The sequence below is a fragment of the Afifella pfennigii DSM 17143 genome, assembly GCF_000688515.1.
Taxonomy (GTDB): Bacteria; Pseudomonadota; Alphaproteobacteria; order Rhizobiales; family Afifellaceae; genus Afifella; species Afifella pfennigii.
Genome location: NZ_JHZK01000012.1, coordinates 39,666 through 53,532, shown reverse-complemented (window position 1 = coordinate 53,532; position 13,867 = coordinate 39,666). Strand labels below are relative to the sequence as shown.

The 13,867-nt window shown below is 64.2% G+C and carries 15 protein-coding genes and 1 pseudogene; 7 read left to right on the top strand and 9 right to left on the bottom strand.

Translation table 11 applies throughout. The features are described 5' to 3' along the window. Positions 1–3: 3 nt before the first annotated feature. The 7 genes from Q331_RS0110380 to Q331_RS0110355 all read right to left on the bottom strand — a co-directional run bounded on the left by Q331_RS0110380 (position 4) and on the right by Q331_RS0110355 (position 6,185). Entirely contained in the window at positions 4–708 is a 705-nt protein-coding gene (locus tag Q331_RS0110380; RefSeq protein WP_026380628.1) for an ABC transporter ATP-binding protein, read from the bottom strand. Then, a complete protein-coding gene (locus tag Q331_RS0110375) occupies positions 708–1,469 on the bottom strand; it encodes an ABC transporter ATP-binding protein (RefSeq protein WP_034491800.1) in 762 nt (253 codons plus the stop codon). Before Q331_RS0110375 ends, Q331_RS0110380 begins: the two co-directional genes overlap by 1 nt. Beyond that, positions 1,466–2,431, bottom strand: coding sequence for a branched-chain amino acid ABC transporter permease (locus Q331_RS23040; RefSeq protein ID WP_051631007.1), 966 nt, complete (start codon positions 2,429–2,431; stop codon positions 1,466–1,468). The genes Q331_RS0110375 and Q331_RS23040 overlap by 4 nt, the downstream gene beginning before the upstream one ends. Beyond that, a complete protein-coding gene (locus tag Q331_RS23035; protein WP_051631006.1) occupies positions 2,428–3,300 on the bottom strand; it encodes a branched-chain amino acid ABC transporter permease in 873 nt (290 codons plus the stop codon). Before Q331_RS23035 ends, Q331_RS23040 begins: the two co-directional genes overlap by 4 nt. Positions 3,301–3,362: 62 nt before the next feature. Beyond that, positions 3,363–4,592 (bottom strand): ABC transporter substrate-binding protein, encoded by a 1,230-nt coding sequence (locus Q331_RS0110365; protein WP_084174977.1) that lies wholly within the window; start codon positions 4,590–4,592, stop codon positions 3,363–3,365. Positions 4,593–4,621: 29 nt separating this feature from the next. Further along, entirely contained in the window at positions 4,622–5,407 is a 786-nt protein-coding gene (gene badI, locus Q331_RS0110360; protein ID WP_026380625.1) for a 2-ketocyclohexanecarboxyl-CoA hydrolase, read from the bottom strand. Positions 5,408–5,417: 10 nt separating this feature from the next. Continuing rightward, a complete protein-coding gene (locus Q331_RS0110355; RefSeq protein WP_026380624.1) occupies positions 5,418–6,185 on the bottom strand; it encodes an SDR family NAD(P)-dependent oxidoreductase in 768 nt (255 codons plus the stop codon). Positions 6,186–6,395: 210 nt separating this feature from the next. Here Q331_RS0110355 and Q331_RS0110350 point away from each other — a divergent pair, with 210 nt between their 5' ends. Next, positions 6,396–6,887: a MarR family winged helix-turn-helix transcriptional regulator gene (locus Q331_RS0110350; protein ID WP_051631004.1), complete on the top strand. Its 492-nt coding sequence runs from the start codon at positions 6,396–6,398 to the stop codon at positions 6,885–6,887. Here the strand turns inward: Q331_RS0110350 and Q331_RS0110345 are convergent. Then, complete coding sequence (locus Q331_RS0110345) at positions 6,882–8,051, bottom strand: acyl-CoA dehydrogenase family protein (RefSeq protein WP_026380622.1); 1,170 nt, start codon at positions 8,049–8,051, stop codon at positions 6,882–6,884. The two genes, Q331_RS0110350 and Q331_RS0110345, sit on opposite strands and share 6 nt — an antisense overlap. 222 nt (positions 8,052–8,273) lie before the next feature. Between Q331_RS0110345 and Q331_RS0110340 the strand changes: the two genes are divergently transcribed. The 3 genes and pseudogenes from Q331_RS0110340 to Q331_RS0110330 all read left to right on the top strand — a co-directional run. Beyond that, positions 8,274–9,302, top strand: coding sequence for a zinc-binding dehydrogenase (locus tag Q331_RS0110340; RefSeq protein ID WP_026380621.1), 1,029 nt, complete (start codon positions 8,274–8,276; stop codon positions 9,300–9,302). 593 nt (positions 9,303–9,895) lie between these two features. Beyond that, on the top strand, positions 9,896–10,633 hold the full coding sequence (locus tag Q331_RS0110335) for an HAD-IA family hydrolase (protein WP_026380620.1): 738 nt from the start codon (positions 9,896–9,898) through the stop codon (positions 10,631–10,633). Positions 10,634–10,650: 17 nt separating this feature from the next. After that, positions 10,651–10,929: pseudogene (locus Q331_RS0110330) on the top strand (transposase); the annotation flags it as partial. A 161-nt stretch (positions 10,930–11,090) separates the two neighbouring features. On the opposite strand, the gene Q331_RS24400 reads toward Q331_RS0110330, so the two are convergent. Then, positions 11,091–11,381 (bottom strand): TOBE domain-containing protein, encoded by a 291-nt coding sequence (locus tag Q331_RS24400; RefSeq protein ID WP_034491799.1) that lies wholly within the window; start codon positions 11,379–11,381, stop codon positions 11,091–11,093. Between Q331_RS24400 and Q331_RS0110320 the strand changes: the two genes are divergently transcribed. From Q331_RS0110320 to Q331_RS0110310, 3 genes are read left to right on the top strand one after another with little or no spacing between them, the layout of a single operon-like run. Next, on the top strand, positions 11,380–11,934 hold the full coding sequence (locus Q331_RS0110320; protein ID WP_026380618.1) for a hypothetical protein: 555 nt from the start codon (positions 11,380–11,382) through the stop codon (positions 11,932–11,934). The genes Q331_RS24400 and Q331_RS0110320 overlap by 2 nt on opposite strands. 57 nt (positions 11,935–11,991) lie before the next feature. Next, positions 11,992–12,609, top strand: a complete 618-nt coding sequence (locus Q331_RS0110315) for a hypothetical protein (protein ID WP_034491797.1) — start codon at positions 11,992–11,994, stop codon at positions 12,607–12,609. Positions 12,610–12,611: 2 nt separating this feature from the next. Continuing rightward, a complete protein-coding gene (locus Q331_RS0110310) occupies positions 12,612–13,067 on the top strand; it encodes a hypothetical protein (protein ID WP_156953316.1) in 456 nt (151 codons plus the stop codon). Positions 13,068–13,867 lie beyond the last annotated feature (800 nt).

The following is a 13,867-nucleotide window of genomic DNA, read 5'->3' as shown; positions in this document are numbered from 1 at the left end:
CGGCTACTGGACCATCAGGTATTTCTCGGTGATCTCGGGATGGGCATAGAATTCCTCCACCGTGCCATCCCAGACGGTTTGCCCGCGATCGACGACATAGACGCGGTCGGCGCAGCGGCGGATGGTGTGCAGCGCCTGCTCGGAGACGAGCATGGCCACACCTTCGGCCTTCAGTTCGATGATGGCCCCGACCACCTCCTCAGCGACCTTGGGAGCGAGGCCCTCATGCGGCTCGTCGAGAAGCAACAGCCGCGGATTGGTGAGCAGCGAGCGAGCGATCGACAGCATCTGCTGCTCGCCGCCGCTCATCACGCCGGCGGTACGCCTGCGGTACTCGTACAGCTGGGGGAACAGCGCGAAGACGTCGTCGAGCGACCATTGTCGGCGTCCCGCAGCTTTCGCGCTTGGCACGCGCAGGTTCTCAAGGACGGAAAGCGACTGGAAGACGCGCCGGTCCTCCGGGACATAGCCGACCCCGCGACGGACGATCTGGTAGGGCCTCAGCCCGACAAGGTCGCTGTCTTCGAAGCTCACCCGCCCCTGCGTGACGGTGATCTGGTCCTGCACGATGGCGCGCATGGTGGAGGTCTTGCCGACGCCGTTTCGTCCGATGAGGCAGACCACCTCGCCCGGCGTCACACTGAGATCGATGCCGCGCAACGCTTCGCTCTTGTCGTAGGAGGCGTGAACGTTCTCCAGGCGCAGCATCAATGCGCCTCCCCGAGATAGACGGCCTGCACCTCCTTGTTGGCGGCGATCTCGGCGGGCGTTCCCTCCACCAAGATGCCGCCGCGCACCATCACCGTGACGCGGCTGGCGATCTTCAGCACCACGTCGATGTCGTGCTCCACGAAGAGCAGCGTCTTGCCCGTCGCGTCGATGCGCTCCGCCACGAAGTCCATCAGGTGATGGCGCTCCTTGATGCTCATGCCGGCGGTGGGCTCGTCGAGCAGCAACAGGTCGGGATCGCCGGCCAACGCCATTCCGAACTCCAACCGCTTGCGCTCGCCGAGGGGCAGATCCAGGACGCGCTCGTGGGCGCGCTGCGACAGGCCGATGATGCGCAGCATGTTGGCGGCCTTGTCCTGCTGGCGCGCCAATACGCGACGGCGCAGGCTCGTCCAACTGTCGGCGGCGATCACATAGGCCGCGGTCATGTTTTCCAGGACCGTCATCTGCAGGAAGGTCCGGCTGATCTGGAAGGTCCGGCCGATGCCGCGATGCGCAAGCTGGTGCGGGCGCAGCGAGCCGATATCCCGGCCTCGGAACAGGACCGCCCCTTCAACGCCCGGCAGCTGCCCGGCGACACAGCTGATGAACGTCGACTTGCCGGCCCCGTTCGGTCCGATCAGAGCGTGTTTCTCGCCGCCCCTCAGATCAAAATTCACGTCGTTGAGCGCCACGAACTGACCGTAGGTCTTGCGCAGGCCGCGCGCCGTCAGGATCAGGTCTGAACGCAGTTGCGTCATCGCAGCGCCCCCCACCCCAGCATCCCGGCGAGGCGTTTGACGCCACCGGCGAGCCCGTGCGGCATGACGAGGACGATCGCCAGCAGGATAAGGCCGAGAATGAGCTCCCAATGCGCGGTCATCAGCGGCACAAAGTTCTTCAGGAGCGTGTAGACGAGCGCTCCCCAAACCCCGCCGAGGAAGCTGTTGAGGCCGCCGAGCACGACCATGATGAGCGCGTCCAGGGTGAAGCCGAGCCCGGCGTAGTCCGGGAACGCATTGCCGTGAAACACCGCGAACAGGGTGCCGGCGACGCCGGCGAAGAAAGCCGAGATCACGAAGGCCACCAGTTGCACCCGGCGCGGGCTGAGGCCGAGCGCCTCGGCGCGATAGCGGTCTTGGCCAACCGAGCGGATGGCAAGGCCGAGGGGTGAATGGACGACACGCCACAAGACGTAGAGGCACACGAGCGCCAGCACCATGGCGGCCGAGGCGAAGTTCGCCTCGCTCAGCCCGAAGCGCGGCGTCATGAAGCCGGTGAGCCCGGTATCGCCGCCGGTAAAATCGTACCATTGAAAGAGCACGGTATAGGTGATCTGGGCGCAGGCCAGGGTCAGCATGGCGAAATAGATCTCGGTAAGGCGCACGCAGAGCGCCCCGAAGACGAGGCCGCCGATCCCGGCCAGGAGCGGGCCGAAGACAAGCGCCGCCTCGGCCGGCACGTCGAAGCGTGTGATCGCCAGCGCAAAGCCGTAGGAGCCCAGCCCGAAATAGGCGGCATGACCGAAGGAGACCATGTGGCCGAAGCTCATGAGCAGGTTCAGGCTGGAGGCGAACACCATCATGATGATGATCTCCGCCACCAGCAGCGAGCCGCTGACCCCGGTGAGCCGGTTCACCGCCTCCAGCGCGGCAACGGCGCCCGCGACGAAGAGCATCTGGCGGAGGCGCGGCATCTCCGCGCGCGCAAGACGCGCCATCATCGCGCTGGCCCTGCCTGGCGGCCGAGCGAGCGGGCGACCAGGACCGCGGCCATGATCAGGAAGATCAGCACCATGGCCAGGCGCGGGAAGAACATCACCCCCATCGCCTTGGTGACTCCCACGACCATGGCACCTGCCAGCGCGCCGTAGAGATTGCCCAGGCCGCCGATGACGCAAACGATGAAGGCGGAGACGATCACCGTCGTATCGAGGAGATAGTTCACGTCGCCGTAGGGCGCGGCCATGCCGCCGGCGAGGCCGGCCAGGAAGCAGCCGGCCGCGAAGACCAGCGTGAAAACCAGCTTCTCGTTGACGCCCAGAAGGCTGGCCATGCCTCGATCGTCGGTCGCGGCGCGCAGGAGGATGCCGGCGCGCGTGAAGTGGATGACGAGGATCATCGCCAGCACCACGACCAGGCCGGCGCCGAAGATGACGAAGGGGAAGATCGGGAAGAAGTTGTCGCCGATGACCAGGGCGCCCATCATGGCGTCCGGCATCGGTACGGAGAGGCTGTTGGGGCCCCAGATGGTTCGCACCGCATCGCGCAGAATGAAGACGAGCGCGATGGTGATGATGAGCTGCATCAGGGTGTCCGCGCCGTAGATGCGGCGCAGGATCAGCATCTCGAAGATGGTCCCTATCACGGCCACGAGGACCGCCGAGAGGAGCACGGCGCCAAAAAAGCCCGCGACCGTTCCAGGTGCCAGCAGCGGCACCAATTGCCAGGTGAGGAAGGCACCCAGCATGTAGAGCGAGCCGTGCGCGAAGTTGATGATGCGCGAGACACCGAAGATCAGTGTCAGGCCCGAGGCGATGAGGAAGAGCATCATGCCTTCCATCAGCCCGTTGACGAGTTGGACAAGGATCATGAACGTTACCGTTGCCCTCCGGCGTCGGAGCCCGACAGCCGGAGGGCGATGTCTTGACGGTTCTACTTGGCGGCGTCGCGCGCGGCCTGGATGGTCTCCTCCGGCCACATCAGCGCCTCGCCCGCATAGACCTCCACGTTCTTCATGATCGCGAAGTCGTAGCCGTCCTCAAAGCTCACCTCGCCGACATAGGACGGGGCGTTCATCTGGCCGTCGAAGGCGCGCACCTTGAGCGCGTTGCCGCGCAGCCCGTCAAAGGTGATTTCGTGCACCGCCTTCATCAGCGCATCCGGCTCCACGCTTCCGGCCGCCTCCGCTGCTGCGGCGTAGAACATTAGGCCGTCATAGCCGTTGATGGACCAGTCGGTCGGATACTCGCCGTACTTGCTGCGATAATGCGCGATGAAGGCGCGGGCGTCCTCGCTGTCCTCGATGGCGAAGAAGGGCGCACGCGCCACGCCGAAGACGCGCTCCTTGGGCATGGCGTCGCCCATGGACTGCAGGGCGTCCACCGTCAGCAGGGTGACGAGGTTGGAGCGCTCGAACATGCCATAGCCCTGGCCCTGCTTGATGAGGCTCGCCAATCCGCCGCCGAACACCGCGGCGAAGATCGCATCGGGTTGCTTGGCCAGGGCGGCGGTAATGTAGGGGGCCATGTTGGCCTCGCCGACCTTCGGAAAGATCGGATCGGTGATCTCGATCTCAGGACGCAGCTTCTTCAGATGCGTCGTGAAGGCGTCGACCGAGCTGTGACCCCATTCGTAGTCGAAGCCCATCGGGACGATGCGTCGCCACTCAGGTTTCTTCGCGACATATTCGGCCGCCGCGACGGCTTCCATGGTGGCGTTGGCCTGAACCTGCCAGAAATAGGGCTGGTAGGCTTCCACATTGGCCTTCTGCGTGGAGCCGATAGCGGAGTAGAACGGCACCTTCAGCTCTTTGGAGACGGCCGTCATCGCCAGCATGACAGAGGACGAGCACACGCCGGTGAGTAGGTCGATGTCCTCCCCGACGATGAGTTCGCGGGACTGTTTGGCACCCTCGTCGGGTTTGGTTTGGCTATCGCGAACGACGAGTTCCACCTGCCGGCCGAGAATGCCGCCCGCCGCATTGAGCTCGTCCACGCCCATGCGCACGGCATTCAGCTCGTCTTCCACCAGCGCCGCGCAGGCCCCTGTGAGCCCGCCGACAAAGCCGACCTTGATCGGCCCGTCCTCGGCCCAGGCCGCGCCGGCGACCCCGGCCGCCGCCGCCGCCAACACAATCCTAGCTGCAACCTTCTTCATCAACATTACTTCCTCCCTCCGCTGTCATGAACGGTTTATTGCTTGGTGAATTTGCGGAAATCGGGCTTGCGCTTCTCTTTGAACGCTTTGCCGCCCTCTTTGCTTTCTTCGGTGTCGTAGTAGAGGCTGAGCGCGTACATCCCCATTCCGGCGATGCCGCGGATATGCTCGCTGTCCATGTTGAAAGAGCGCTTGGCGATGGCGATCGCTGTCGGGCTCTTCTCCAGGATGTCGGCGCACCAGCGCCCGACTTCCGCATCGAGCTCTTCGTTCGGCACGACGGCGTTCACCAGCCCCATCGCCAGTGCCTCCTCGGCCGAGTAGCGCCGGCACAGGTACCACATTTCCCTGGCCTTCTTCTCGCCGACGACACGCGCCAGAAAGGCAGTGCCGAAGCCCGGATCGACCGAGCCGACCTTCGGGCCGACCTGGCCGAAAACGGCCTTCTGGCCCGCGATAGTGAAGTCGCAGATCGTGCACAGGACGTTGCCGCCGCCGATGGCGAAGCCCTGCACCTTGGCGATCACCGGCTTCGGCACGTCGCGGATGATGGAATGCAGCTCCTCTATCGGCAGCCCGATCGTGCCGCGTCCGTCATACTGGCCTTCATGGGCGGATTGGTCGCCGCCGGTACAGAACGCCTTGTCGCCGGCGCCCGCGAGCACGATGACGCCGACCGATTTGTCCCAGCCGGCCGTGTTGAAGGCGGCGATCAGCTCTTCGCAGGTCTTGCCGCGAAAGGCGTTGTATTTGTCCGGGCGGTTGATGGTGACGTACGCCACCCCGTCCTGCACGCTGTAAAGAATGTCCTGATATTCCATGTCCCCGCCCTCAGCCATGCATCGTCAAGCCGCCGGAGACGGATATCACCTGTCCGGTGATAAAGGCCGCGTCGTCGCTGGCGAAGAAGAGGATCGCGCCGGGAACATCCTCTGGCCGGCCGAGGCGGCCCATAGGCACGGCGCGGGTGAAGGCGGTGCGCAGCTTCTCCTTGTCGCCGGCGCCCTCCAGGAAGACTTCCAGCATGTCCGTCGCCGTCACCCCCGGACAGACGACGTTGAAGGTGATGCCTTGACGCGCATGCTCGCGGGCGAGCGTCTTGGAAAGCGCGATCAGCCCGGCCTTGCAGGCGGCATAGACCGATTCCCCGGAAGAGCCGACCCTGGCCGCGTCGGAGGCGATCGACACGATCCGGCCCGAGCCGCGCTCAGCCATGCGGCTAAGCACCGGATGGGTGACGTTGAGCACGCCGCGCAGGTTGATGTCGATAATCTTGGCCCAGAAATCGGGCTCGCTCTTCAGAAACGGCGTGAAGACATCCCAGCCGGCATTGTTGATGAGGACGTCGATCGGCCCGAGCGCCTCCTCCACCTCCGCCACGGCCGCCTGCGTGGCAGGCAAATCCGTGAGATCGACGCCGACCGCCACACCGCTTGCGCCGGTACCGGCGATACGCTCGGCAAGCGTGCGAGCCGCAGCCTCGTCGCGGTCGAGCACGGCGACCGCCGCCCCCGCCTCGGCGAAACGCCGGCACGTCTCGCTGCCGATGCCGCCGGCGCCGCCGGTTACGACAACAACTTTACCTTCTAATCCCCTCAACAACTCGCTCCCCGTTCCGCGCGCGGTGATCTCTTGCGCTGACAGAGCCCTGTTCTTGTTCGCCCCGCAGCGGGGACCGGCCGCTTCTCCGCGCCTTGCCCCTCGTTCGCAAACCTAGCGCGCCGCAGTATTTTATGTCAAGATATTTACTCATATGAACTAGACCATCCGAGAGTTGACGGACGGCGCAAGCAGGCAGATATTGGCCAAATGATGGAAATCACGGAACAATCCGCGCCGCGCCTCGACGAGCTGAGCAATCGGCTTTTCTTCCGGCTCTACCAATGCGCAAATATGTTGCATAAAACCGGCACCAAGGCGCTGGACGACTTCAGCGTCACCACGCAGCAATGGGCGGTGCTCGGCGCCTTGTCGCGAGAAGGCTACGAGGCCGGCATCGCCGTCAGCGATCTGGCCAAGTTCCTTCTTGTCAGCCGGCAGAACCTGACCGGTGTCCTGTCGCGCATGGAAGCCCAGGGCCTGATCGAGCGCAGCGTCTCACCCAGCGACAGCCGCAGCCGCCTGATCCACATGACTCGCAAGGGAAAGATGCTGTGGGAGAACGAGTTGCGGACACGGATATCCCAGTTCTACAGCGACGCGCTGGAGGGGTTCTCCACTACCGATCGCATCCACATGACGCATTACCTTCACAAGCTCTTGCAAAACTTCAAGACACTCGATCCGGAGCCGCACCTATAGCAAGCCGGCGCGCTCGCGCGCTTCGACCACCATCGCCTTGGCGATAATGACCTGCTGAATCTGCGTCGTTCCCTCGTAGATGCGGAAGAGCCGCGCATCGCGGAAGAGCTGCTCGGCCCGGTATTCGCGGATATAGCCCGCACCGCCATGCACCTGCACATTGCGGTCGGCGACGCGGCCGACCATCTCTGAGGCGAACATCTTGGCGCAGGCTGCCTCCACGCCGACGTCCTCGCCAGCGTCGCGTCGGCGCGAGGTCTCAAGCACCATGGCGCGGGCCGCAAGGGCCTCCGCGCGCGAATCGGCGAACATCGCCTGCAGAAGCTGGAACTCGGCGATCGGGCGACCGAACTGCCGGCGCTCCACCGCATAGGCGAGCATGTCGTCGATCATCCGCTCGGCGAGGCCGACACAGGAGGCGGCAATGTGTAACCGCCCTTTGTCGAGCACCTTCATCGCCGTCTTGAAGCCCCGGCCCTCCACGCCGCCGATCAGGGCCTCCGCAGGGACGCGGCAATCCTCGAAGATGACGTCGCAGATATGGGCGCCCTGCTGGCCCATTTTGCGCTCCGGCGTCCCGGTCGTCAGGCCGGGCGCCCCGGCCTCCACGGCAAAGGCTGAGACGCCGGCCGCGCCGGGGCGCTGCGGATCGGTGCGGGCCATCACCGTGAACAGACCCGCCTGCGGCGCGTTGGTAATGAAGCGCTTGGTGCCGTTGAGCAGGTAGTGATCGCCCTCGCGCCGGGCGGTGGCGCGCACGCTGGCGGCATCGGAGCCGACATCCGGTTCGGTCAGAGCGAAGGAACCGATCAGCTCTCCCGAAGCAAGGCGCGGCAGGTAGCGCGCCTTCTGCTCTTCCGTACCGTCGAGGGCGATGCCCTGCGAGCCGATGCCGACATTGGTCGCAAAGGCGGAGCGAAAGGCCGGCGCGGCCCGGCCGAGCTCGAACATCAGCAGCGCCTCCTCCTCCATGTTGAGACCAAGGCCACCATATTCCTCGCCGATGGAGATGCCGAAAAGGCCGAGCTCGCGCATCTCCGTCAGAATCTCCTGCGGGATCGCGTCCTCTTGCGCGACGCGCGCTTCGTTCGGCATCAGCCGCTCTTTCACAAAACGTCGGATCGCGGCGATCAGCTGCGCGCGCGTCTCCTGGTCCAGAGCCATGGAATCCTCCCGCCAAAGCATGCGATATATGACAATATATTGTCGTTATTGGCAAGGCAGGATCCGGTTCGGGATTCGTTCGCTCGCGGCATCCGTTTACCTTTTCGGCAGCTCAATAGGAGGCTGCGAAGAACGAAAGGTCAGAGGATCGGCTATCGCACCCGCCCCTTGCACCAATTGAGCAAATATATTTACGTATAAGCCATAACAAGGGAGCGGGCGATGCAGGCTGTCAGGCTGATGGAGCGGGGGCGCGGCGGCGTTCGGGTCGTAGATATTCCAGAGCCGGAAAGGCCGCAGGGCTTCGTTCTCCTGCGCATGATCGCCGCCTCGGTCAACCGCGTCGACCTCTACATGCGCGACAGCGGCGCCGGGATCAGCCATAGCCTGCCTCAGACGATGGGCGTCGACGGGATCGGCGAGGTGCTGGAATGCGACGCCGATTCGCATTTTCGCAAAGGCGAGCGCGCCATCATCTACCCGTATGTCTTCTGCGGAAGCTGTCGTCACTGCCTGGCGGGAGAGCAGCCGCTTTGCCTGCGCGCCAGCATCTTCGGCGAGCACCGCGACGGCACCTTTGCGCAGTACTTGGCGGTCCCGCAGACCTCGCTCCTGCCCCTGGCCGCCACGGCCGACATCTATGCGGCCGCCGCGCTCGGCGTCGCCTATCTCACCGCCTGGCGGATGGTTTTCGGCAAGGCACCGGTCCATCCCGGCGCGACGGTGCTCGTGCAGGGGGCGGCCGGGGGCGTATCCTACGCCGCCATCCAACTTGCTCTGATGGCAGGTGCCAGGGTGATCGCCACCACCGGGGGCGAGGCCAAGTCGGCGCATTTTCGCAGCCTCGGCATTGAGGTCGTCGACTACCGCAGCGAGAATGTCGTCAAGGCCGTTGCGGCGCTGACCGGCGGCGAGGGCGCCGACGTCGTGATCGACAATTCCGGGGAGGCGAGCTGGAGCCAGTCGCTGCGCAGCCTGCGCCGCGGCGGTCATCTCGTCACCTGCGGCGCCACCACGGGCGGCCATCCCTCCGCCGAGATTCAGCGCCTGTTCGTGCGCCAGCTATCCGTGCATGGCTCCACGCTCGGCAGCGTGGAGGAGCTGCGTCGGCTCCTCGCCGCCTTTCAGACCGGCGCGCTCACGCCGCGTATCGACAGCGTCTTTCCCCTCGATCGCATCGAGGACGCCCTGGCGCGGCTGGAGCATCCCGACAGGATCGGCAAGGTCGTCGTCGACATTGCCGGCGACTGAGCGCCGGCGAGGCTTGGCGACGCGGCGGGCGAGCGTGACCTGGGCGCAGAATGGCACTTTCCGGAGGACGAGAACCCCATGAGCTCCCTAGGCTCTAAAACGACTACGGATTTTCGCGATCTTTCGGCCGCCTGGCGTCGCTCGTATGTACGCAATGTTCTTGCCCGCCCGAACCTGTTGGACCATCTGACGGAAGAGCTCGGGTTTCTCCATCCAAGGCCGATTGCCGGCGTTCAAGAGCTGCCCACCCCTCATCGCCCGGAAGTTCAGGCTCTTTGGGCTCCGCAAGAGCACAGATGCACAGCGTCGAAGGCGGGCGCACCCCGTATGGCTCATTGTGCCGGCCCGCCCATTTGCCTTCGACGAGACCTGCGGCGGCGTAGCGGATTGTGGGCGAGACAACATTGCCGGAGAGACGGGAGGAAGTGGACGACGGCACCGAGCGTCAGCTCCCGGGGTGCGGCGAAACAGACCGGCGAGGCCTAGCCGCGCCGCAGGTGATGATGCGCATGCCTCGCCCGTGTAAAAGGCTGGGCATAAAGGAAGGGGACAGGCCGATTCTCAAGGCCGCGAGCGAGGTTGCAGGAGGGGCGATGCTGGCCGCGTTGATTTTTGACGTCGATGGTACCTTGTCGGAAACGGAGGAGCTTCACCGAAACGCGTTCAACGAGACTTTCGCCGCGGCCGGATTGCCGTGGCGCTGGAACCGTTCGCTCTATGGCGAGCTGCTCGCCGTCGCCGGCGGCAAGGAGCGGCTTTCGCACTTCCTCGCGGCGCATGCGCCGCTCAATCCCGGCAAGGTCGACATCGCCGCCCTGCACGCGGCGAAGACGCAACGCTATGCGGCGATGGTCGCAGACGGCCAAGCAAGCTTACGGCCTGGCGTCGCCCGCCTGCTGCGCGACGCGACCGAGGCGGGCGTTCCGGTCGCCATCGCCACGACCACCAGCCTGGAGAATGTCGAGGCGTTGCTGGAAGCGACGCTGGGCGGTGACGCGGCGACCGCCTTCGCAGCGATCGGGGCGGGCGATGTCGTGCCGGCCAAGAAGCCCGCGCCTGACATCTACGCCTATGTCCTCCATCGTCTGGGTCTGCGGGCAGAAGACTGCGTTGCCCTTGAGGATTCGCACAACGGCCTTGCCGCCGCACGCGCCGCCGGCATCGCCACAGTGGTGACACCGAGCCTCTACACCAGGCAGGACGATTTCGGCGGCGCCCTGGCGGTCACCAGCGACCTGGGAGAGGCCGAAGCGCCTTACCACCACCTTGCCGGCAAAGGCGACGGCGAGCCGATGGTGACGATCGATGCGCTGAGGCGCTGGCTCGCCTGACGAGGGCGGCCATGGCGCTCGCCGTGGAGATGGCCAACCTCGAGAGCAGCCCAGCCTGGAAGGACTTCCTGCTCGCCCTGAAGAGCCGCCGCCTCAACGGCGTGGAGTTCGTTGTCGCCGACGACCATGCGGGCCTGCGCGCGGCGATCCGGGAGGTTCTTGCAGGTGTCGCCTATCAGCGTTGCTGCGTGCACTTTTTGAGAAACGCGCCCGACCACCTGCCGCGCAAGGCCGACGACGACTGCCTGCAGGAGCTCAGATGGCTCTACGACCGCCGCGACCTCGCCGGGGCGCGCACCGCACCAATTTGCAACCCGGCCCAGAACGGACCACAACGTGAACAGAGCTAACTTATGAACGCGGACAAATCGGCGAGCAGGTCAATCTGAAAGCAATGGGCAATCGAGCCCCAACGGTTCACGCTCGATCCACTCCATCAAATACCGGGATCAAACACTCAGAACACCAAACAAGCGTCTTCGTCGACGGTCAGGTTAAGAGAATCGCCAACACGTGGCGTGAGCCGGTGAGATTCCGGAATATCGACCATGCGAAGCTTCTCGCCCCGGCCAGCTTCCAGGAACAAGTTTGCATACGTTCCCTTGAAGACGACGTCCGTCACCCGCGCGTTGAAAGTCGGTCCGTTTTCGGGCTGAAAGGTTCTCCGTATTCGCTCCGGGCGGACGTAGAGCGTCGCTGTCTTCGAATCTGTCTTCACCGCTACGGGGCGAGGAAGCCGCCTGAACATGCCAGTTCTGACCGCATCCACGATCCTTCAACAGGTGGCACGTCGCCGGACGATGGCGGCGGTCGGGTTGCTCGCGGACCTTGACGAAATCGAACATCGCGTTTTGGTCCATTCGCTCGAAGGCGTTCCGGGCGGGTCGCGTATTGATATCCCGAAATTGCTCGCCTCCGTGAAGGCCGAAGCGACTGAGCAGCGCCGCCGCGAAGCCGAGCAGCTGCGCGCTAACGCCAACCCTGGCAGGTATGAATCCCATCTCCGAGCGCAGGGCTGGCGGCCTAGCTGTGAACGGGAAGGCGCCGCACCGGTGAAGCCAACCAAGCGCCCGATCCGCCGCCTGCGCCCTCAGCCCGCTGAGACGGCCGCTGAGGAGTCGAACGGAGCGGCTGATAGGGTGGCAGAGCCCAAGCGTGAAAAGTCCGTCACGCAGCCTCTGAGCCGACCTCAAGCCTATGTCGGGCCGAGAGCCTTCGACGGGCACGGCTCCATCACGCCGGAGCGGCCCATTTTCGTTCGGCCGCCGTGGCTAATCCCAGACAACCCGGAGGCCGACTGAGGCCCGTACACAAAAGCAGCGTCGAGATGACGCCGCGTCCCATAGAAGGAGAACTAGATGACCCTTTCACCCCAGCAGATGGAGCGCTTGGAGGCGGAATACTGCCACCCAGAAACCGGCTCCATCCGCCGCCGTTGGATCGGCAGGAAGCTTGCCGGAGTGGTCGCTGTCGGCCCTAGCGAGGGCATGCGTTTGCCCACCCGAGAGCCGACCAAAGCCGAACTCGCGGCGAAGGCGAAGGAAGCTGATGAAGACGCCCGCCGCCACCGGAAAACCGTTCAGGCCGAAATCGCGGCTCTCGACCATCATGCGGAAGACGTAGCTCGCAAATTCAAAGCGGCAGGGAATGCGAGCTATCAGGCGCAGGAGTTGCGGGCAGAAAAGCGCCAGCTCGCCGAACTCAGGCTGATGCTGCAAGAGGACCTCGCCGTTGGCCCGATCATGACCGACGGGGGTGGGGGTGAAATTTCAAGAGGAGACCGAGCGTATATCCGTCAGCGGGCCCTCGAAATCGCGGACTCATTTTGGCAGCAATCCATAAAACTCGACGCGACCGGCGACCGTCGCGAGGCCCGCCGCAAGCGCGTGGATTCGCTCAGAGCCCGCCAGATCGCTGAATATGAGGCGGGCTGGCGCGCATCCCTTCTCGGCTACGGATTGAGTGTATGGAGCTGACGATGACCATCAAACGCAAGATCATGCGGGATTTTCAGATCGAGGAAATCTCGGCCGTGGATGTTCCAGCTCAGGCGCACGCCAAGATGGTCATCATGAAGCGCGCCGACGATCATGAGGAGCCAGATATGAATCTTACCAAAATTGCGTCCTTCGACACCTTCGACGACGCCGTCGCTGCCATCGCGAAGGCCGAAAGCTGTCCCCGGCACAAAGCGATGTCGAAAGCGGCAGCGCGCCACCCAGACTTGTACGATTCGTTCCAGCGCGAAGGTGAAGAGCAAATCGCCAAGCGGGTTGATGAGGCGCGGAAGGCGGGCGCTATGCCACAGGCAGCTCGCAACTGGGATATTCTGGTCGGCGCTATTGCCGACCGCGACAAATGCTCGCGTACCGAGGCGATGCGTCGAGCGCGGCGTGAGGACCCCGAAGCTTTCGCTGCTTTCCAGGCTTTGTGAGTGAATTCCCGGCGAGTGTTTCTTCTCCGCTCGCCGGGCGGTCCCTGCGCCTTCTTTCGGCTGGCGCAGGCCGGTTGTCGGCACCGGGTCATGAAGCCGGCCGGACCGGCCAGCAGGTGTCCGCAAGAACGGCTGGCAGCGCACTACGTTTTTCATCTCCTGACGGGGGTGCGCAAATTCGGGGCGGCAGCGTTCATAAGGCGCTTTCGCCCCGCTTTTTCATTGAGGTGACTCCATGCCCGAAATCCAGTTTCCCGACGATCTGCGCAACGTTCTGGACGCGGCCTTGCTGCGCACGCCGCCAGACGCCCAAGATGAGGTTGCCACGCTCGTTCTGGCCCGCGCTGCCCGTTTGACGGATAGGCCGCTGACGGCTTCGCGCTTGCATTCGCTCATAGGTAGCGCGTGGCACGCAATTGGCTTTTTGCCTGCGAGGTAAGGTAGACTATTCTTTAGGCTGGAATCGGAAGAGCTATGGCGCAGTACTAGCACACGGCGAAGGTCGAGTTCTTGGGAAACAAGAAGACTATTGAAATCACGTGTTTTTTGGCCATCCAAGCCATAACCGTCGGAATATTCTCTATCGTGTGTCATATCCGCTCTCCCTCTCAGGGAGGGACGGTATTCAACTCGTCGAATTAGTGCAAATTCTATGCGTTATGAGAGCGGGGCTCCTCCACCATGGGAGGTCTGATAGGTCGCGGGTGGGGGAATTCGAGCGTTCACCAGCGAGGTTACATCCGCATGCCTGCATGCCCTGGCCGCGCGTTAAGGCCGGAACGCTATCCACACTCGGGAAA

Excerpts from the sequence above, each read along its gene's own strand:
- Q331_RS0110310 (WP_156953316.1), top strand. The coding sequence starts at position 12,612 with ATGACCATCAAACGCAAGATCATGCGGGATTTTCAGATCGAGGAAATC.
- Q331_RS0110320 (WP_026380618.1), top strand. The coding sequence starts at position 11,380 with ATGCCAGTTCTGACCGCATCCACGATCCTTCAACAGGTGGCACGTCGC.
- Q331_RS0110340 (WP_026380621.1), top strand. The coding sequence starts at position 8,274 with ATGCAGGCTGTCAGGCTGATGGAGCGGGGGCGCGGCGGCGTTCGGGTC.
- Q331_RS23040 (WP_051631007.1), bottom strand. The coding sequence starts at position 2,431 with ATGATGGCGCGTCTTGCGCGCGCGGAGATGCCGCGCCTCCGCCAGATG.
- Q331_RS0110350 (WP_051631004.1), top strand. The coding sequence starts at position 6,396 with ATGATGGAAATCACGGAACAATCCGCGCCGCGCCTCGACGAGCTGAGC.
- Q331_RS24400 (WP_034491799.1), bottom strand. The coding sequence starts at position 11,381 with ATGTTCAGGCGGCTTCCTCGCCCCGTAGCGGTGAAGACAGATTCGAAG.
- Q331_RS0110345 (WP_026380622.1), bottom strand. The coding sequence starts at position 8,051 with ATGGCTCTGGACCAGGAGACGCGCGCGCAGCTGATCGCCGCGATCCGA.
- Q331_RS0110315 (WP_034491797.1), top strand. The coding sequence starts at position 11,992 with ATGACCCTTTCACCCCAGCAGATGGAGCGCTTGGAGGCGGAATACTGC.
- Q331_RS0110335 (WP_026380620.1), top strand. The coding sequence starts at position 9,896 with ATGCTGGCCGCGTTGATTTTTGACGTCGATGGTACCTTGTCGGAAACG.
- Q331_RS0110375 (WP_034491800.1), bottom strand. The coding sequence starts at position 1,469 with ATGACGCAACTGCGTTCAGACCTGATCCTGACGGCGCGCGGCCTGCGC.
- Q331_RS0110365 (WP_084174977.1), bottom strand. The coding sequence starts at position 4,592 with ATGTTGATGAAGAAGGTTGCAGCTAGGATTGTGTTGGCGGCGGCGGCG.
- badI (WP_026380625.1), bottom strand. The coding sequence starts at position 5,407 with ATGGAATATCAGGACATTCTTTACAGCGTGCAGGACGGGGTGGCGTAC.
- Q331_RS0110380 (WP_026380628.1), bottom strand. The coding sequence starts at position 708 with ATGCTGCGCCTGGAGAACGTTCACGCCTCCTACGACAAGAGCGAAGCG.
- Q331_RS23035 (WP_051631006.1), bottom strand. The coding sequence starts at position 3,300 with ATGATCCTTGTCCAACTCGTCAACGGGCTGATGGAAGGCATGATGCTC.